The organism is Levilactobacillus muriae (genome assembly GCF_045862015.1).
Lineage (GTDB): Bacteria > Bacillota > Bacilli > Lactobacillales > Lactobacillaceae > Levilactobacillus > Levilactobacillus muriae.
This window is the reverse complement of record NZ_BAAFRU010000016.1, coordinates 1-18,295: the sequence shown is the minus strand read 5'-3', so window position 1 is coordinate 18,295 and position 18,295 is coordinate 1. Positions and strand designations below refer to the sequence as shown.

Below are 18,295 nucleotides of genomic sequence, written 5' to 3'. Positions count from 1 at the left end.
ATCAACCTACGTGCGCACAGTGATGTCAGCCTTGCCAAACCACGAAGAGTTCGGCTTCACCAGGATAGTTCCTCTATGTACTTAGATTGTACCATACTTACCCTAAAAAGATTAGGGACACCCAGAAAGCTGTCGTTTTTTTCCAAAAAATGGGGCCACTCCCTTGCCAGTTGTGGGGCAAACATGGTTCAATATTAATAACAATATAATTAATTATTAAATCAACTCGTCATTCTGTATTTCGATGGAGGCCCACTATGGCAAATACAAAGAACAGTCAGGCAGCAAAAATTCGTCAGCAAATTATTACTTGGTTACAAGATGATCAAACGTCAGAGATTGTTTCTGAAGAAAAATTCCCCGGAATTCGTGGGATTCGAGCGGTCAAGCTACGCGATATGTTAGGTAAACTCGGCTACGTCTCCTCGGTCGTGATGGGTGCCGTATCCGCGGCCCCATCAATCGACCACCGGATCAAGAAGGCCGCAGTGAAGCCACGTGAGGTCTACTACTACTTCGACAGCAATACGCCAGCGCCGGCAAAGGTCCAACGCCAAGCCCAACAGACAGCCAGCGCCGCAACGGTCACAGCTGCTACAGCCTCTGCATCTACAGCCACCCACATGATCCAAACGACGGGACTTACTGGACTTTCCGGTACGCCCGCCTTCAAACAACTTTTGGTGGCCAATGATCAGTTGGCCAGCGCTATGGATGACCTGCTCATGGCAGCACAGAGCGAGCGCCCCCTCTCTGACTTGGAATTAGACTTCTTAACGGACTTTGCGACTCAGGTGGCCAAACAAACGGAATCTCTACAGAATTTTACCGTCCAAACACGAATCGATCGCTTACGTCGTCTGTAACCTTCTGTTAGGACATTCACTTATTAGATGGCGGCCATAATTATTTAACTATTTTAACGTTTTTTGCGGAATTTCCTTGACTTTTAGGCACTCGACCTTTAATCTATTATAAATTACTTTTATGGGGGGACGATTGCTTATGGCATTACACGAAAATAACCGGGTGTTTTGTGAAAAGACCGAACTTTTCTCAGACTCATTCTACGGCACCATTACAAAAATCTACGAACATTCCGCATTGGTGAAGGTTGAACCCGACCAACTCTCCAAGAAGGAAACGGACAAGATCGATTCTTTCGGAGATCTTGTGGTTATCCGGTTCAAGGAGCTCCAATTGGTGGACGCCGCTGGTAAGCCTATGGACGAACCAGAAGATGAAGAACCGTTAGAAGCAGCTGAATAATCGTTATTGATAGCCAGTCCACATTGCGTGGGCTGGCTTTTATTGTGTCTTTGCTCCCGGTTAACAGTGTTTCCGCCGCCATGTAGACCGTCTTGCTATTAATAATTCAACCTTTTCCTGATAATCTCCTCGCAACACAAGAAGAGCCTAGGACAAAACCCCAGACTCTTTTCTTGCTCGCCAAAGCTATACTGCTGAAACGTGGGACAGAAGGCAGATCCCTGCGCTTAACCCCATAAGGAGAATAATCCAAACCCGGGATTTTTCTCCTTATGACGTTAATGCTCAGGATCTAAACGCCTTCTGCCCCACTCTGTTTTGTTTAGATTTAACGTGTATTAACAATTTCGGTGAGCTGTTGAATAAGTTCCGGCAGCTCCTCATTGAGGACATCACTGACATGTTCCTCGATGCGCCGACCCCGCGGTGTGATTTCGAAAACGTGGTAGCGGCGGTCGGTCGCCAACGTCTCGTCATCAATGTAGCCGTTATTTAACAGCCGGCTGATCTGGATTGAAATCATGGATTGGCCGACGTTCAGGCGTCGGGCCAGTTCACTCGTGCTGACTTTCTCCATTGCCAGTTCATGCAAAATTCGATATTGTTCAAACGTGATTGCATCCCCGCTGCTTGGCCGTTTGATAAAGGGACGCAGCAGTGAATTCAACTGGTGAATCCGCTGGACATCCACGGCTAATTTATTGGCTTCCATCATGTTGCTCTTCCTCCTCGTGACCACCGACAATCTTGCTTCGTCGGTCCGTCTTTAACATAGTCATCGCGTAGTGGTAACTTAGTGGGTAAAACCATAAGCCCTGAAAGTTACCTCCCCTAAACATCCTACCACAGATAACAGACTACATTATAAACAAATCACATCTTAGCCAAATTTGCTATTATTATCTTTATACGGAGTGCCCGCAAACGTTTAAATGGCGGGATTTATGCCCGGAACCGTTCATCATCGAAATGCAGGGCTTCTTTGTTACCCTGACGTAGTCGCTTGAGCAGTAGCGTCACGTCCACCTGAGATTCCGAGATGCCCATGAGATTGAGCCCATTGACCAGCAAATAGCGCTGATGAAACTCAATCGCCGCCTGACCATCGTACGCCCCTCGTGGTAGTCGTGCATTCACGGGCTGGGCGTGATACTGGGTATATTGAAATTCAGTCGTCATTTGATGGGCGATGCGCAACGTTTCGTCATTCTTCTTACGTAAGCGCTCAGCCGAATCACTGAAGATCATCTCCATCCCATTCTCAAGTTGGGCCCGGACCTGCTTCTTCCCCCATACAGCATTGATATTATCGACGAATTGAAGCCCAATCCAGCTATTATGACCGCCACGCTTGGGTTGCTCTGTCACGACGACCCGTAACCTCCCACTGACGATGGGCAACGGTTCACTCAACCCAAGCATTTTCACATAACTCCCCATGTTGAGCCAAACCATATTGGTCGACATCAGTATCAGGTTAGCGAGCGCCTTGGGCGTTAACGCCGCTCGAAAAAAGCCATCACGCATCGTCACAACAACGGAATCGGCAGCCAGATTCGTTTGGCGAAAGTTCTTAATAAAGACCACCGATTGCCAATCGAGTTCGGGTTCACCGGTAGGAAGGCGCCGGATAACATCGTCTAGCTGTAGCTTCGTAAAATCAATCACATTTTCCCTTTCGATCTGACTACGCAGTTCGGGGCGAAGACCGCGGGTTAATGGGTTAACCATAGATATTCTCCTTAATAGGAAAATTGAGGTATTCGATAGCTTACCATGGCCTTCCTGTTACCCGGCTATAGGTTCCCACAAAAACCGAATGATAGCAAGAAATATACACTGGATTTTTAAAAATATTTTCCGAACAAATATCGTCCTAAATCGCCGGTATGAATGATTTCTATGGGTCATTATTTGATGGATAATAGACGAACTATAATTTAAATTATACTGATTAAATTCGATTTTTCTCATAAATCAACGTAAATTTTCATTGGGATTTCATGCAACGGCCAGAATTACTTGGTATACTCTAGAAAAAGGTGAGGTGAAAGGGTATGGCTAAGCAACGACATCCGTTGGGCGACGTGCTGTACAAGGCTCGCTTGGTATTGGCAGATGGTGCCAGCCACGCGGAGGTTCTGAAAAATTTAGATATTCCTGGCTGGTATCTGAGCGAGTTGGAGCACAACCACATCGCCCACCCTAACTCAGGTCTGTTAGCATTGATCATCCAATGCTATGGCCTGGACGATGCTCAAGTTGCCGCCCTAGAGCAGACGCCGGATTTAACCACGGCGTTATTCGAATTGACCCTCACCACGGAACTAAAATTAGCAGCCAACCACCATGAAGTGTTGGACTGGCCCGACAGCGCAATATTTGCCGCCGAGCACGGCATCATCAAGATGCGTGACCCCCGCGCCATCAACAGTTACGCCGATATTCTTCGCTGCATTCGTCTAGACAATGAGTGGTGCCCGATTCACACGGCTAGCCTAATTTATGGTGTTTCCCCAATGGCCTACTGGCAAATGGAAGCGGCTCAGATCCCCGTATCCAATCAGGTCATGGCCGTGTTGGCCGAACGTTTACGGACAGACGATCTACAACCTTTTTTGGAGGCGGAGAATCTATATGCCGCTGTCAGTGCACAGCTGCGGGAACACCCCGAAAATTTACCGAATTGACTATTTGAGACTAGAAAAGGACCGCTCCGTTTGGGGCGGTCCTTCGTGTCACCGTGTTTTAACTACTTGTTTGTGTGGTAATCGTTGACGCCAGTCGTGCTCGTCGTCAGGTTAGTTGCTGGAGACGTTCCAGTCTTTTCTGAAGCTGTGTAGAAGGCCTTAGTCGTGCTACCGAAAGTACCGGCAATCGTGCTAGAAAGCTTGTATTCTGTGTAGTAGTCTTTTGTATCGTTAGACTTCTTGTAGTTAGGCGTATCAAGTGTTGATAAACCAGCAGTCTTCAGATAAGTGGCTGCATCTGAGGCAGTGAAAGTTGCTTCGGAGATACCAGTGAATCCGGCAGATACGCTAGGGAAGACAACCGTGTTTGCGCTAGCCGTTACCCCAGTCGTGTAAGCTTGGATACCAGTTGCGGCTTCGGAAAGATCACCGTTACCAGACGTCTTGTAGAACGTGAATTGAGAAGTCGTTGATTGGTTTTGGTTAACGATTAAGGAAATCGTGTCACCAGTCTTGGCATTGCCCAACGCAATCTTGTTGGAACTGTCACTAGCCGTGTAAGTGTAACCTGTACCAGTCAAGGCAGCCTTGCCCCAGTCATCAGTCGCCGTAGCAGTGGCATCAGTGCCAACAGCGGTGCCCTTAGCCGTTGATAAGGCCTTAGTTGCATCAGCCTTTAGAGCAGACAATGTCGTTGAAGCAACAGTCTTACCGGCAGTCGTCGTGAAGTTAACCTTAACGTCAGTAGCGTCGTTAAACGTTGCGCCGGCTGGCTTCGTCGTGGTTACAGCCTTTGCGTAAACCCAACCGTTAACGGCAGGATTCGTGGCATCAGTCACGTAGTAGTAGGTTGACCCTTCACGCGTCTTCTTGATGGCAGACGTCACAGTCAGTACGTCGTTAGCGTAGTCGGTCGTGTCCTTAACAGACTTCGTTGCCTTGTATTGCGTGTAGTTAGGGGCACTCCACGTAACGCCAGACTTACCAGGCTTGGCAAAGTAAACGGTCGTGTTAGCAGGCATCGTTGCGGACTTCGTGGTTGAAGCTTTCTTGATCCCACCAGCAAAAGTTCCGGCCTTCTTACCACCGTAAACGTAACCACGGTACTTACCATCCATGGAAACGATCTTATAGTAAACAGAACCCTTGTTCGTCGTCTTTTGATAGTAAGCACGGAAGTAGTCAGCGGACTGCTTGGAAGAAGCTAACTTCTTCATAGTATTCGTCGAGGCAACCGTCTTGGCACCCTTAACAGTCCCAGGCTTGGAGTAGAGGGCGTTCTTTCCAGTAGGTTGAACGTTCCGCTTCGTGGCGTCGGTGGTCAGCGTCTTACTTGAAACGATCTTAGCCTTGCTAGCAGCTTGGGCAGTGGTTGAAACCATGGCAACGGCTCCTAAGCTCAAAGCAGCTAAACCAAGGTAAAGTGATTTGGCTAAACTTGATTGCATAATGTACTGTCTCCCTTGAATGTTTAAGTTATGTGTTAACGCCCTCTAGTATACCAAATTACTTATAAATTTACTGATAATTAGTCAAACTTTCAATAACCTAATCGCTAGCATCCTCTCCCATTGCCCCAAAAATATGCACTAAAAAAGGACCGCCATTTCTGACGATCCCTGAATCCAAGTTAAGGTGCTAGGACACACTCCAACTTCCGCCATTGGCGGTTGCAGTTGCCTTACCGCCGACTAGTGTCGCCTTGAAGTTGGCGGTCAAAACATCCCCATACCTCGCCAATCGTTGGCTACTTGCAAAAGTGCCCGCTTCAAAGGTGAAGGTATAGTGGTAGAAGTTACCGCTATGATCTTGATAGGTTATCGTTCCGCCAATATTGCCACGTGTAACACCGGTTTCAATCTTGGCCAGACCAACTTCCCCGAATGACTTCCCTGCCTCGCCAGTCAGCGATGCCGTCGCATCAGGAGAGAGCGCCACAGCAAGATCTTTGCTAGACAGCCGACTGCCGGTGCTCAGACCATCTATCACGGCAATCTTACCGTTGTCAACACCGCTAACGGTCAGTTGAAGCTGTGAGCTTACTGCCGACAGAACATCCACGTAAACCGTGTTGCCGTACGTCGCACCGAGCACCGCACTCGACACAGCCTTGGCAGACGCTGCCTTATACCCGCTCGGGGTCATTGCCGTCACATAATCGGTCAGATTGATCCCCGCGATGTTTTTAGCATTGTCCACCCGATTCCCCGCGTGCGTATTTGCCTGTGCGGTCACCCAAGTGGCGTTTCCCACTGATTTGCCGTTCTCGCGATAGACCACTTTGACACTGTTATCACTCGTCGGCGTCTGGTCGACCTCACCCACCATCAGGCCGCCGAATGACGTATTAGCCGCGTTCTGGTAGCCTTTTCCGGCATAGATCCAGCCAGCGATCGACGCATCCGTTGTGGACGTGACGTAGTAATACAGCGTTCTTTCACGCGTTTTAACCTCAGCCTTGGACACTGTGAACGTATCGTGCTTGTTGGAGCCATACAGACTGACCTTGTGGGCCTTGTATTGCGTATTCTTCGGTGCCGTCCATAGTGTATTCTTCTTAACGTTCTTCAAATGAAAACCGGTTGTGCGCGTCGGCATCGTAGCGGGCTCCGTGGTCTCGACCGTCTCAATACCGGCCGCTAATACGCCCTTGGTACTACCGCCGTAGATGTATCCCCGATATTTGCCATTCATCGAGACAATCTTGTAGTAGACCGATCCCCGATTCGTAACAGCCATATAGTACGCTCGAAAGTAATCCTTGGAATATCCCGATTTTGCCAATTTCTTGACCTGCTTGGTAGAGGCTACCAGCTTGGTACCGCGCACCGTTCCCGGCTTGCTGTAGATGGCGTTAGACCCGGTCACTGCCACGTTATAAGCGCTCTTGCCCAACGCTGACTTAGACACAATCTTTGCGCTCGACGAAGCCTCTGCCGGTTGTGTTGAACCGGTCGTGGTCGCAACCGCGCCGAAACTTAAAGCCACAGCGCCTAGGCACAGTGATTTCACTAAACTAGATTTCATGCTATTTCTCCCCTGAAAAAGTTGTAGGTGAACAGGGCTAGTATAACGAGCTACAAGCAAGTTTAAAAGAGGCTGTTGAAAATATCCAATGTAAATAATTATAATCGTTTATCAGTTTATTTATAAAACAGTCGCTAGCTATCGCCACGACAACAGCGCCACCGATTATAAATCTCAGCCCATTTATTTTTAAATATCTGTCATCTGTTCATAATGGGCTAACTTCTCTAGCAAGCCCTCAGCGTCCACCTCAGCCTGGCGACAGCGTTCCGCCATAATCTCTTGGTGATTGCGGACGAGGCTGCTCAGCGTCGCTGGAGACAGTAACCAACGCAACTTGAGCTCTTGGTCGTAGGGTTGAAGGGCCATGTTGGCCTCGATGTCGGCCAGGAGATTGGCATCGAGGCCCAGGACGACTGCCGCTTCCGCTTGGGATAGGCCCATTTCCTGGCGAGCGGCCCGGATCTCCTCCGGCTGAAGGAAGTTGTATTTCTGCCGGTAAATGGCAAAATCCGTCCGAAAATTGTAGTCTGGATCATCAACGGGTTCCAGATATTCCTCCTCGTCATTAACGTCGACGGTGGCCGGGACCCAGTAACGATGCGTGTTGGCAATGGGTTCACTAAAAATCGTAAGACGTTCTTCAACTTCAATAACCTTGAAATCCACGGGTGCCCCGGTAATATCCGGGTGACTGACATGTGCAACAACTTTGACCATGTAGCTGACTCCCCTTTCAAAAAAACAAGTGGCTTGACGCTTACATAAATTCAATAATAATCTGCAAATTCCGTTCCGTTTTCAACGTCTCCATGACTATACCGAATTTCGCCGGTTTAGTCATGGATGTTGGCTTACAAATAAATTCATACAGTATGGGGATAAACAAAACGGACTCGATGCAAATTTCTCATCAAGTCCGTTCCACTTTACTTTTTATTTTCAACCACTTGATACCACTTGTTCACGTCAACATGTCCAACATCAGCGTACTTACTCTTTAGAACACCCAAAAACATGTAGAAGTCTGGGAACAAATCTTCTGTTCGATAATAGTAAGAATTGAGCTTGCTTTTTATATCGTTTACAGCTGTCGCAAGAACGTTTACTTTCACACGTCCTTCATCCTGAGCAACTGGTAAGTCCCCATCAGGAAGATTCACTACCGTTGCTGAGTCCAACGAACTCCGAACGTATTGCAGCCGTAAACAGATTCGAGGAATCTTACGCTCACCCGACAGCCCGTTCATGTCCAGCTTATCAAAGTTTAAAAAAGCACCCTTTTGAACCGAAATTCGCCTATTCTGCTCGCGCTTAGTAACTTCTTGATACAACGAATTCTGTCCATCTTCGCGAACAAAAAATATATCGAGCTGTGGCTCATCACCCTGATTGGCATAACCGTCTACCATAAACAACAGAGAAATAAATGGATTCGAGCTAACATCGATTAGGGGCGTCCCCAACCCATAATGCTGTAATTCTGCTAAATTTGCAGCTCGCTTATCCAAATTTTCATGAATAGAAAAGTATGAGACGTTTTCCGGAAATTTTTGAGCAACCGACTTATAAATTTGCTCATAGTTGCGTCTAAACTCATCTGTATATCCGGAGACCCCTTTTCTAAACAAGGTTGGCCGCAATTCCCAGTCACCTGGCTGACCACGATATACAGTCTTATATCCTACTTTCAACCGATTACTGATCTGATCAATGATTTCCTTTAATGCATAAAATACTGACCAAGACGAATGGTCCTCCGTATAGGCGTGATCAACCTCTAATCCTCTAAAAACTGGTCCTAAACTTTCCTGCAATTCTTTTAATAGTTCGTTTTTATGCAGTTTACCATCAACTTTAATTTGTTTTAATAAATAAATTAAATTGCCATCGAACTCTGTGTTAGTCAATTGTAAATCAACAGTCATCGTGTCAAAGACCTTTTCAGAATCGTACAGCTCCTGCTTGGATTGATAATTGTCTTCTACTGGCACTCACTTACCCTCGGCTGGGACAAAAATCCCCAAATTATCAATCCGATACTTCATTGCCATTGTTGACACGTCTAATTGACTAGCAACCGTTTTAATGATTGCCGTGACTTCTGACATTTGTAAATGACCACTGTCGAGGTGTTGATCTGAAATAGCTTTGCTAATTCCCTGTGAGACTAGGACCTTGGGCATCAAGAATTGCGCAGCAAAAGCATTCGCAAAAACCTCATCCTGTCGATCCTCAGAGCTATAATCATTAGAATTATCATTGCGATTCGCATATCGAACGTTTTGCATCGCATGGCCCAGCTCATGAGCCATTGAGAACCGTTGTCGTTGCTTATTCTCAGAACCATCAATAAATATGTCATTATTGCTAATTTTGCCACTACCGTTCATTTGCCGCTCAATATGGACCTGAAAATTAAGCTCTTTGAGGTATTTTTCAACATCAACAGGTCCTTCAACCTCTTCATTAGGATTCACATGCCCATCTTTATTCAAACTGTTTAATCGTGAAATGAAGTCATTTGAAAATATCTCGTTTAATTTCATCATTGGCCTCCCATCAATCAGCTTTACCTTCTACTGGCTAAAGGTAAATATTACTTACCTTTGTCCATTATACAGATTACACTTGAGAATATGCTACTAACAAGCCCATTTTAGAAAATAATCCAAGTTCCTAATTGGATATATAGGTGTTCGTCTCACGAGCCTGCTGAATTTGCCCCAGCATAACACGCTTCATCATAATCCCCTAGAACTATCGTATTATGCGCTAATTAATTGTTCCCCATAATCATAATTTCGACATCACTTTCATCACTAATACCCCTTCTCCTCCTAATCTTATTTAATAATCCTTACAGAATGCGTCCAACCACAGAATTCAGCCTCATCCCGGTTAACACACTAAAGCCTAGCCCCGCCAACTAATTCATTATTTCACAAATCTTTACCAAGTTTATACATAAAATCTACAATACCGCAACATTCCCCTGCTATACTCATTTCTTGTCATCAAGAAAACCACATCACAGGAGGAATCACATGCAACGTGCAACGATCGTCAAATCACTAAGCCTCGCCTGGGTCGCTCTTTCTTTGGGGGGCCTGGGGACTTCCAGTGCCTTAGCCGCTACGACCGCCGCTACACCAGGAAACACGCCAATCACACAGGCTGCGGCACCGACCGCAACCCAGCCCAAGCCTGGTTCGCCAGAATATCCCGCATACTTAGCCAGCCAAGTCGCGCAATATGGCGACGTTAAAGACACCCTGATTCCTCTTGAAGGTACCAAGAATACCCGGGATATTGGCGGGTACAAGACGGCTGATGGTAAATGGCAGATTCGTCAAAACCGTCTCCTCCGTTCCGACAATTTAAGTGCCCTGACCCCCACCGATGCCACAAAATTAGCCAAGGACCACCACGTGACATCCATCGTTGACCTCCGGACGCCGGGACAACAAGCTAAGCAACCCGATAAAAACATCCCCGGTGCGCCCCTGACGACTATTTCAATCCTGGGAAACCTCGCCGATACCAACGGTAAGGGCGACGGCGAGTTCTACAACTGGCAGCTTGAGTTCGGTTACCACGCCGTTACTGGTTATCACCAATTTCTAAATATGCTGCTGACGAACCCGAACGCCACGCTCTTCCACTGCAGCTCAGGTAAGGACCGGACGGGGATCGGTGCCGTTCTCATCATGACTATCCTGGGTATGGATCGGAAGACCATCATTAATGACTACATGCAATCTAATCAAACGGGTCGCCGCGTCGAACGGGCTTGGATCATGGAGTATTACCGAGAGATCTTTGCTCGCTATGGCACGATGGACAAGTACATCACCGACCTGCTAAAGTTCACACCAGCACAACAAGCACAATTACGCGCGAAGTATCTGGTCTCCACGGATGGCAAAAACACACCTTACCCTAGCGCTCCCGTGACGACACCCGTCGCTCCTGTCGCACCAAGCACCCCCGCACCGACGCCGGAACCAGCAAAACCAAGCCAACCCAACAAACCCACTAAGCCTGCCAAACCAGCACAAAATGGCAACCAAACGGCTAAACCGCACAAGAAACAAGCCAAGGCCAAAATCGTGTCAACCAAGAAGTTCAACACGAAATTCAATTACCGGTTGAAGGCCAACAAGCCACTCTTTAAGGACGCTTACCTCCACAAAGCGAACGGCCACACACCTAAGAAATCCACCAAGAAGTGGAAATTAATCAAGATCACCAAAGTGAAGTTTAAAGGTAAGATCACTACCCACTATCAGGTCAAGGACCGATCCGGTCACAAGGCTTGGATTATCAAGCAACACGTTATGAAACTTAAATAGATCATCACTTGGAATGACGCCTCAGACTGAGCGCGTCATTTTTTGCGCACGCTCAGTTGAGTTGTCCCTAACTCGTCACCCTCTGTCAGAGGAGTCCGCAATTTCGCCAGGTTCCGTGTACTCTTATCAACCGGACCAATCATCTGGAACTCTTATCAATTTCTTCAGCTTGCTTAATCAAATCTAAAGTGGCAAAAGCTTTTTTCAACCAAGCCACTATACCTTTCATCCACTCCCCCTAAGCGTTCTCGCTTCGCCGCAACGCCCGCGTTATTCGAAGCGGTTATACGCCGCCGACACCTTCAACGGCATTCCGCCACACTAGCCAACCCTGAGTTCACCCGACCACCCACAAACTCCCAGATCACCTAAATATAGCCAAATCCTTTGCTATACTTACAGCCGTTAAGCCGAATTGACTTAGCCACTTAAAAATAAGGGAGACATAGATATGCAATCAAGCTTAAAGAAATCACTTTACGTTGGCTTAGCTGCCCTGAGTTTTGCGGGGATCGCGACTGCCACTGCGACGACTGCTTCTGCCAAGTCTTATGCGACTGCTGGCGCCTATACCACTTTGAAGACGGATTCAAGTTCACGGAACGTGGCCGTTAACGGCACAAACGCCTTATACTCAAAACCTGGTACGGTCAAAGGGGCCAAGGTTGTTGTTTCCAAAGCAACCGTGAAGAAGCTAGCAGCTTCCACGAGCTCCGCTAGTTACTTCCGCGCTTACGGTCAGAAGACGACTAACCGCGGGTCGGTTTACTACAAGGTCGTTTCCATGGACGGTAAGTACCGTGGCTACATCTACGGTGGGAAGACCGCGGGTACATTTGCCGGTGGGATCACCTCTGCCAGCACCACGACCACGGCAACCACACCATCGACCAAGACTTACTACTTAAAGAATCCGGGCACAGCTAACACGTTGTGGAGTGCGCCGAAATACACCCAATACAAGGCAAGCAAGGTCATCAACAGTACCAGTGCCTTAGCTTCTGACTCCTTCACGGTGGATTCCGCGGTCACGAAGACCAAGGAAGGCTCCCTGTACTACCACGTGACCGATAACAATAACACTAAGATCACAGGCTGGATCTACGCCGGTGCCCTGCAGACGGGTGAAAATAGCACGATTACCAGTGCCAAGAGTATTACCGTTAACTACGTCGATAACACCACCGGTAAGACCGTGAAGAGTGGCGTGTTAATCACCACTTCTAGTGCCAAATCAGGTGCCGCCTTAGGGACGGATGACGCCGCAACTGTCAACACTGACATTGCCGCATCAACCTACCTGCCAGCCGGCTATAGCCTGTCGAACGCCTCGAACTCTTATGTCTCCAGCACCACGACTTGGGGTAGTAGCGTGACGGTTCCCGTAACGGCCAACGCGGACGCTGGGATTACCATCGCTAGCTCATACGCTTTGAACGCCACATCAGGTGCTTCTGAAAAGCTGACGACGACTGGTGCCTTAGCATCTGATGGCAGTACCGCCGTCGCAACGGCCCAATCTAGCTTCACCTCGGATTACCAGGGTGTGGGTGGCACGACCGCGTCACAGAGTGATCTGAGCACGGCATTGACCTCGGCTAAATTAAACACCATCTACGTGCCAACCTATGAGTCAGATGGCACAACACAAGCCACCAACTCGGCTGGCAACAAGCTCTACACCAAGTACACGCTGAACACTGGCGCCTTACCAACGGGGATTACGTTCGGTAGTTCTTCGTTAGTGTTGAACTATAACGCCGCTGGGAGTTATGCATTGACTGCCGGGAGTGGGAGTATGACGGCGGAATAGGCTTGAATTAGAATCAGAGTAAACTTGAAACTGCTACACCTCCAAATAAAATCAGAGAGCTGTCCCGCATAAACAGCTGCGGAATATAGGAAACGGGAGAAAAACCATGAAGTTTGGTTTTTCTCCCGTTTAAAATTAATTTGATCTAAAATGGTAATCTTCTATGTCTTTCACTGAAAGCCTTTTAGATTTTCCATTAACGCTTATTCCAACTGACAATAAATAGTCTTTCATCTCCGAATTTTCTAAAATCTTCATCCCTTGCTGCAAACTAAGATCCCGTTTCTGAGTTATATAAAATCCAGAAAATGGTATCTCTACATCACTTAACAATGTTGGATTAACGCTATGAGTAAGTACAGAAGATAGAATTATTTTTTCGGAAAAAATATTGGACAATCCCTGAGAACGTCCAAACTCGAACCAAGACATGGATTTATCAACCGCTCTTTTACTTAATTCACGCCGATGCATTTTAAGGTATGACAATGCCAATGGGTAATTTTGACTCAGCTCCTCTTCAGTCATCTTCTCTGCTTTTGATCCTATACGCTTGTATGGGAAAATTATTTTCAATCTCTCTCCCCTAGAAATACTCCCTGCACTGAATGCATCAAGGAGTATTTTTTGTTCAATTTTCTCTCCTCGCTCTAATAAATAATCTATACCAGTCTTTTCCACCTTATGGACAAATATTGAATTTCTCAATGTAGCAGGACTATTTTGAACCCTAAAATAATCACCAAATCGCTTTCCAGATGACTTAGAACCTTTTATTTCAAATATCCACTTATCCTGACTCAAAGCTGTCTTTTGTAGCACTCTTTGATTATTGCCAGTAGCATACTCTAACTTTTCCGTTGAATATCCTCTATTAAAGTAAATAATAGCTGAGGCTGTCGTCGCATCGCTGAATAAACTATTTCCAGAAAAGTCTTCAATTCTGTATAAGCTTGGCAACATTAATTTCCGCAATCTTTTTGCAAACACGTTTTTAAAAATGCTACTAGGTACTAAATAAGCCATTTTCCCTTGCTCGCTTGTTAAATCAATACTTTTTTCTATAAACGGATAACAATAGTCAAACTTTCCTGATTTACATGATTCAAACGTGCTTTTTAGAATACTCCGTACATTGCCATCAATTTCCTGATATTTAATATATGGTGGATTACCAACAATGTAATCAAAATTCTGTTTTAAATCACTTGTTAAAAAATCTTCATTATACAACGACCAGTCTACCGCACCAATATCACTACTTTTTATCAACATATTCAGTTTCTGAATAGTACTATCGTATAATTTTTTATCAATCTCATATCCACAGAAAAGTCCGCTTAATTGGTTAGCAATTTCGTTTCGAGATAAATCTACACTCTTTGCCACTTCAATATATCTCTTGACACTTTCGAGAAGTACCACTCCTTCACCAAACGAATTTTCCAAAAAACTCTTACCTATAATTTTGATTCCACAGTAACCGATGGAGTCTAACATATCATTTACAATCCTTATTGGCGTAAATACTTGAAACTTTTTAAATTTATCATTTTTGACCATTCACTAACCTTCAATCCTTCGTCTGCCAAGAACCTCATCGTATTCATCTCTCAACGTATCAATTAGTTTTCTAACTTCAACGCTCTCATGTAACCCATGTTTTCTTAAATATTCTGGAGACTTCAATTCTTTTAAAAGTGTATCTATTTGCATCAACAAATAATCCATTCGCTTTATCTGATTTCCAAGTTGCAACTTTTGATAGAACGCTTTGATATCATCATTTTCTTTAAACCCGTCAGAAATCCGAATATAATATCTTTCATCGCGATAGAACACCTGATCCAATAAATTCTCATCAGGATTCAAAAGTCTCTCTGATTCCTTTTTCTTTGGTACAAAGTTCGATTTTTGTCTATTACATGATCTGCAAGCCGGAACAAGATTATAAATAGAATGAATTTTTTCATCAGAAATATGTCTTTTATAAAGAACATCCTTTGAAACAATGTGGTCTATCTGAAAATTTGACAAATCCATCAATTTAACGGTCGCACCACAGTACACGCAACGATCATGGTATAGCTTATGAATAAACCGTCTTCTTTCATCCTTATGATTGCCTAGATATACGTAGTACTTTTTAATTTTCGGATGCATCTTCTTCAAGAACTTAGAATACACCCTCTTTTCAGTCTTAATTCTCCTATTAAACTGTCTTGGGAAAACGGTTCTGTAATCACTTCTCAATTGTATTTTTCACCTCTTGAAATAGTTTGACAAACCTATCGATATCTTCTTTTTTAAAGGGTGTATCAATTGGATTACCACTATCTATACTATCTGCAATTTCATCAATCGCAACTGTCATTGGAATATCTCCAGAATTTTCATTCTGAAGATCTGAAAGAGTCGTTTGATCCTCTCTTATTTCTTTCTGCGCCTTAAGAAATAACGGACCTAAGCGTTCTTCATACCAATCGATAAAGTTCTGATTGCTGCCTGAAAACTTCTTAACCGTTAAGGAGTTGGTTCCAATATCATTACGCGTAATCACAATCGTCACCTTATAAGGATAGTATCTTCTCATCATTAGCTTAAAAACTTCACCCGTTTGAGTGGATGCGCTTGAACTAGATTCTTCAAATAGCCTAGAATCGATTAAGATAATATCATTGTCTTTAATTGAAGGTGAAAGAATTAGATCTCTCAGGGAACTATTCGTATCAAACTCCATATCCGAAGCCGAGAAACTATCATTTCCCGTCTCAAAATGATCAAGATAGCGTTCTAAACCACTATCTCTTATATCATCGACGTATAATATTTTTGTCCTCTCGTCCCTCATTCCACCATCTCCTTAAGTGTAAACATAATTTCAAAACCATTCTTCGACGGTTCTCCAATAAAATCAACCTCTCCCCCAAGTACGCTAACTAAAAGATCATTAACAATCCACATGCCTAGTCCATGTCCATCTTCGCGTGTTGTTTCCTGCACATTCAAAATATCCATAGATTTTCCTTTATATTTTTCGGAAAGTCCAATTCCATCGTCTTTATACCTAATCTTGATATTCTCATCAACATCAAGAAGTTCAATGGAAACATTTAGAATTCCCTTTTCTCTATTTTGTTCTTCACTATTCATTATTAGATTATCTAAAATTGTCTCCAAAACATCTCTAGGTATCCTGACCTTTTCCTTCATATTTTGAAAATTATTGTTCAATGAAAAATTTATCCATCCAAACTCCGAATGCCATTTTTTAAATATTCTTTCTATTTCTACACTAAGATCAATATCTACGGCCAAAAAGTTTTTCTTCTCTGACTGGGATAATAAAGTTTCTACAAATCTAGAAAGACGATTGTTTCCCTTCTCAAGTTTATCCAAAGTTCCAGGTACATCTTTGTACAAATACTTCCCCTTATTTTTCTCCAATGTATCCCACAGCTTCAATTCCTTTAGCCGTTCTTCAATGTCGCCAACCGATGTTAACAAAGACTGTCTGTCCGTTTTTAAGTTATGCGCTTCTCGACTTGCATGTAACCCTTGAGTTGCCAGAGAACTAAGTACCCTAACTTCATATTTATAGTCTGCCTGGATTGACTTAATTCTCTCTCTCTGCGCCGCATTAATATTTTGTAAATCAACAATCCCTTCAACAGTTAACCTTGTTTCATCCTCAGAAAAGCCTTGAATCACTCCAGGATTAGCAACAAAGTCCTTAATCAGCTTGTTCTTCTGCTGGCCTCTTTCTTTACTTTCTTCCTGTATTAGCTCTTCTTCTTGAGCATCACGATATTTTCTTATAAGTCTTATGTTGTACTGACGGTACTTTTCAAACACCTCTAATCCCGTATAAACGATATTTCTTAGATTTGCTAAAGCCTCGTTGTCCTCAACTCCCTGTCGATTTGACAAATCGCGTATCTTAAAATTAGTTTGCTTGTCAATTCTAACCAATCCGGCTAACTGATTTCCTCTTACTCTCCATTTTCCTGTCGGGTGGGTAGCAACTGCAGGAGATTTTCGAACTCTTTCATCTATCTTTAGCCAATCGGACATTCCTTCAAAACCATTAATACTAAATGCATTCCGATATAAAATCACTCCAACATTTTTATAATTCTCCTTTAATATGTTGTTTCTTAAATAAAACCATTTTTCAATTTCATTCCTCGTTGATGACATATTGAAGAATAAGGTTGCTGAGAAGTTTCCCGGATCAGACTCATCATTAATATTTTTATCGTCAATCAGCGAAATATCTTCGTGAGTCCCACCCAGCTTCACACCAGAAACTTTTTGACCTACATTCTTTTCAAATTCATGCTCACTAACATCTACATCTACAACCCTAGTCGATGAGTCATATTGAATTTGTATCACATATCGTGAATCTTTTAGGATACTCTCATCTGAAAACAAATCCACGTGTCTAAGTGTATCCCCGGTTTTTAAGACAATTTCAACTTGCATCTCAGAGTCATTATACATTCTATTTAAATAATCAATTAGCTTTCTCTGAGTCTCAATTCTCCAACCATCTCTAAGTTCGCGAATTTCTAAAGTTGTACCGCTCTTCATGCTCACGTCTGAACTATCGCCATAAACATTTTCCTGCCAATTGGTTTTCCAAATAATAGGATTCCCATCATCCCCTTTTCTTGTAGTCATCGTTATCTTATTTCCTAATCGAGCCAACGCAAATCTGCCCACACCTTTAGAACCCGATAGGATCCGATTGTTTTCTATATACTTTTTTCTACCATTCCCTACATGCATCCATCGTGTTTCAATGTCGTCCATGCTCATTCCACTGCCATCATCTGAAATTTTAATCAAGCCAGCAGAGAATATAATCGTGCATTTTCTGGCTCCACAGTCATATGAATTTTTTACCAGTTCCAAAATCGCCGACTCTGGAATAGTGAAATTTTGTCTTCCTAACATCTCGGCAATAACTTGATCATCAATTATAAAATTGGCTTTTTTCACAGTTGTCGAGTGTTTAAATAATTATGTGTAAATAGAAAAATAAGCAATTGAAAAGGGAAAGCCTCTCCCTTATGATAGTTAGCAACCACACTCACTTCATAGGACATAGGAGGCTTTCCCCATGACTCAGTTTA

At 44.3% G+C, this 18,295-nt stretch carries 16 protein-coding genes; 5 read left to right on the top strand and 11 right to left on the bottom strand.

Annotated features, from left to right (window positions below; all coding sequences use genetic code 11):
• Window positions 1-257 precede the first annotated feature (257 nt).
• Both ACKTSF_RS10965 and ACKTSF_RS10960 read left to right on the top strand, forming a co-directional pair.
• Window positions 258-866, top strand: a complete 609-nt coding sequence (locus tag ACKTSF_RS10965; protein ID WP_407889394.1) for a hypothetical protein — start codon at window positions 258-260, stop codon at window positions 864-866.
• 139 nt (window positions 867-1,005) lie between these two features.
• Window positions 1,006-1,269, top strand: a complete 264-nt coding sequence (locus ACKTSF_RS10960; protein WP_407889392.1) for a hypothetical protein — start codon at window positions 1,006-1,008, stop codon at window positions 1,267-1,269.
• A gap of 328 nt (window positions 1,270-1,597) precedes the next feature.
• On the opposite strand, the gene ACKTSF_RS10955 is transcribed toward ACKTSF_RS10960, so the two are convergent.
• Both ACKTSF_RS10955 and ACKTSF_RS10950 read right to left on the bottom strand, forming a co-directional pair.
• A complete protein-coding gene (locus ACKTSF_RS10955) occupies window positions 1,598-1,984 on the bottom strand; it encodes a MarR family winged helix-turn-helix transcriptional regulator (protein WP_407889390.1) in 387 nt (128 codons plus the stop codon).
• Window positions 1,985-2,211: 227 nt separating this feature from the next.
• Window positions 2,212-3,000: a hypothetical protein gene (locus ACKTSF_RS10950; RefSeq protein ID WP_407889388.1), complete on the bottom strand. Its 789-nt coding sequence runs from the start codon at window positions 2,998-3,000 to the stop codon at window positions 2,212-2,214.
• A gap of 326 nt (window positions 3,001-3,326) precedes the next feature.
• On the opposite strand from ACKTSF_RS10950, the gene ACKTSF_RS10945 reads away from it, so the two are divergent.
• The gene (locus tag ACKTSF_RS10945; RefSeq protein WP_407889386.1) at window positions 3,327-3,959 is read left to right on the top strand and encodes a hypothetical protein; all 633 of its coding nucleotides are present in this window, start codon (window positions 3,327-3,329) and stop codon (window positions 3,957-3,959) included.
• A gap of 62 nt (window positions 3,960-4,021) precedes the next feature.
• Here the strand turns inward: ACKTSF_RS10945 and ACKTSF_RS10940 are convergent, their stop codons facing one another.
• From ACKTSF_RS10940 to ACKTSF_RS10920, 5 genes are all read right to left on the bottom strand, one after another.
• The gene (locus ACKTSF_RS10940) at window positions 4,022-5,407 is read right to left on the bottom strand and encodes a hypothetical protein (protein ID WP_407889384.1); all 1,386 of its coding nucleotides are present in this window, start codon (window positions 5,405-5,407) and stop codon (window positions 4,022-4,024) included.
• A gap of 190 nt (window positions 5,408-5,597) precedes the next feature.
• Window positions 5,598-6,986 carry an S-layer protein gene (locus tag ACKTSF_RS10935; RefSeq protein WP_407889382.1) on the bottom strand — a complete coding sequence of 463 codons (1,389 nt, stop codon included), beginning with the start codon at window positions 6,984-6,986 and terminating at the stop codon, window positions 5,598-5,600.
• A gap of 189 nt (window positions 6,987-7,175) precedes the next feature.
• Window positions 7,176-7,706 carry a helix-turn-helix domain-containing protein gene (locus ACKTSF_RS10930; protein WP_407889380.1) on the bottom strand — a complete coding sequence of 177 codons (531 nt, stop codon included), beginning with the start codon at window positions 7,704-7,706 and terminating at the stop codon, window positions 7,176-7,178.
• 209 nt (window positions 7,707-7,915) lie between these two features.
• Window positions 7,916-8,980 carry an FRG domain-containing protein gene (locus ACKTSF_RS10925; protein WP_407889378.1) on the bottom strand — a complete coding sequence of 355 codons (1,065 nt, stop codon included), beginning with the start codon at window positions 8,978-8,980 and terminating at the stop codon, window positions 7,916-7,918.
• Complete coding sequence (locus ACKTSF_RS10920; RefSeq protein WP_407889376.1) at window positions 8,981-9,535, bottom strand: ImmA/IrrE family metallo-endopeptidase; 555 nt, start codon at window positions 9,533-9,535, stop codon at window positions 8,981-8,983.
• 498 nt (window positions 9,536-10,033) lie between these two features.
• On the opposite strand from ACKTSF_RS10920, the gene ACKTSF_RS10915 reads away from it, so the two are divergent.
• Both ACKTSF_RS10915 and ACKTSF_RS10910 read left to right on the top strand, forming a co-directional pair.
• A complete protein-coding gene (locus tag ACKTSF_RS10915) occupies window positions 10,034-11,341 on the top strand; it encodes a tyrosine-protein phosphatase (RefSeq protein ID WP_407889374.1) in 1,308 nt (435 codons plus the stop codon).
• Between the two features lie 451 nt (window positions 11,342-11,792).
• Window positions 11,793-13,154, top strand: coding sequence for an S-layer protein (locus tag ACKTSF_RS10910; protein WP_407889372.1), 1,362 nt, complete (start codon window positions 11,793-11,795; stop codon window positions 13,152-13,154).
• 135 nt (window positions 13,155-13,289) lie between these two features.
• Here ACKTSF_RS10910 and ACKTSF_RS10905 read toward each other — a convergent pair whose 3' ends face one another.
• The 4 genes from ACKTSF_RS10905 to ACKTSF_RS10890 all read right to left on the bottom strand — a co-directional run bounded on the left by ACKTSF_RS10905 (window position 13,290) and on the right by ACKTSF_RS10890 (window position 18,116).
• Window positions 13,290-14,717, bottom strand: a complete 1,428-nt coding sequence (locus ACKTSF_RS10905; RefSeq protein ID WP_407889370.1) for an Eco57I restriction-modification methylase domain-containing protein — start codon at window positions 14,715-14,717, stop codon at window positions 13,290-13,292.
• A 3-nt stretch (window positions 14,718-14,720) separates the two neighbouring features.
• Window positions 14,721-15,317, bottom strand: coding sequence for an HNH endonuclease (locus ACKTSF_RS10900; RefSeq protein WP_407889461.1), 597 nt, complete (start codon window positions 15,315-15,317; stop codon window positions 14,721-14,723).
• A 79-nt stretch (window positions 15,318-15,396) separates the two neighbouring features.
• Window positions 15,397-15,894 carry a hypothetical protein gene (locus ACKTSF_RS10895; protein WP_407889368.1) on the bottom strand — a complete coding sequence of 166 codons (498 nt, stop codon included), beginning with the start codon at window positions 15,892-15,894 and terminating at the stop codon, window positions 15,397-15,399.
• A gap of 107 nt (window positions 15,895-16,001) precedes the next feature.
• Window positions 16,002-18,116, bottom strand: a complete 2,115-nt coding sequence (locus ACKTSF_RS10890; protein ID WP_407889366.1) for a sensor histidine kinase — start codon at window positions 18,114-18,116, stop codon at window positions 16,002-16,004.
• Window positions 18,117-18,295: the final 179 nt, after the last annotated feature.

Coding starts and splice junctions, on each gene's coding strand:
- ACKTSF_RS10965 (WP_407889394.1), top strand. CDS start 258: ATGGCAAATACAAAGAACAGTCAGGCAGCAAAAATTCGTCAGCAAATT.
- ACKTSF_RS10960 (WP_407889392.1), top strand. CDS start 1,006: ATGGCATTACACGAAAATAACCGGGTGTTTTGTGAAAAGACCGAACTT.
- ACKTSF_RS10955 (WP_407889390.1), bottom strand. CDS start 1,984: ATGATGGAAGCCAATAAATTAGCCGTGGATGTCCAGCGGATTCACCAG.
- ACKTSF_RS10950 (WP_407889388.1), bottom strand. CDS start 3,000: ATGGTTAACCCATTAACCCGCGGTCTTCGCCCCGAACTGCGTAGTCAG.
- ACKTSF_RS10945 (WP_407889386.1), top strand. CDS start 3,327: ATGGCTAAGCAACGACATCCGTTGGGCGACGTGCTGTACAAGGCTCGC.
- ACKTSF_RS10940 (WP_407889384.1), bottom strand. CDS start 5,407: ATGCAATCAAGTTTAGCCAAATCACTTTACCTTGGTTTAGCTGCTTTG.
- ACKTSF_RS10935 (WP_407889382.1), bottom strand. CDS start 6,986: ATGAAATCTAGTTTAGTGAAATCACTGTGCCTAGGCGCTGTGGCTTTA.
- ACKTSF_RS10930 (WP_407889380.1), bottom strand. CDS start 7,706: ATGGTCAAAGTTGTTGCACATGTCAGTCACCCGGATATTACCGGGGCA.
- ACKTSF_RS10920 (WP_407889376.1), bottom strand. CDS start 9,535: ATGAAATTAAACGAGATATTTTCAAATGACTTCATTTCACGATTAAAC.
- ACKTSF_RS10915 (WP_407889374.1), top strand. CDS start 10,034: ATGCAACGTGCAACGATCGTCAAATCACTAAGCCTCGCCTGGGTCGCT.
- ACKTSF_RS10910 (WP_407889372.1), top strand. CDS start 11,793: ATGCAATCAAGCTTAAAGAAATCACTTTACGTTGGCTTAGCTGCCCTG.
- ACKTSF_RS10905 (WP_407889370.1), bottom strand. CDS start 14,717: ATGGTCAAAAATGATAAATTTAAAAAGTTTCAAGTATTTACGCCAATA.
- ACKTSF_RS10900 (WP_407889461.1), bottom strand. CDS start 15,317: ATGCATCCGAAAATTAAAAAGTACTACGTATATCTAGGCAATCATAAG.
- ACKTSF_RS10895 (WP_407889368.1), bottom strand. CDS start 15,894: ATGGAGTTTGATACGAATAGTTCCCTGAGAGATCTAATTCTTTCACCT.
- ACKTSF_RS10890 (WP_407889366.1), bottom strand. CDS start 18,116: ATGTTAGGAAGACAAAATTTCACTATTCCAGAGTCGGCGATTTTGGAA.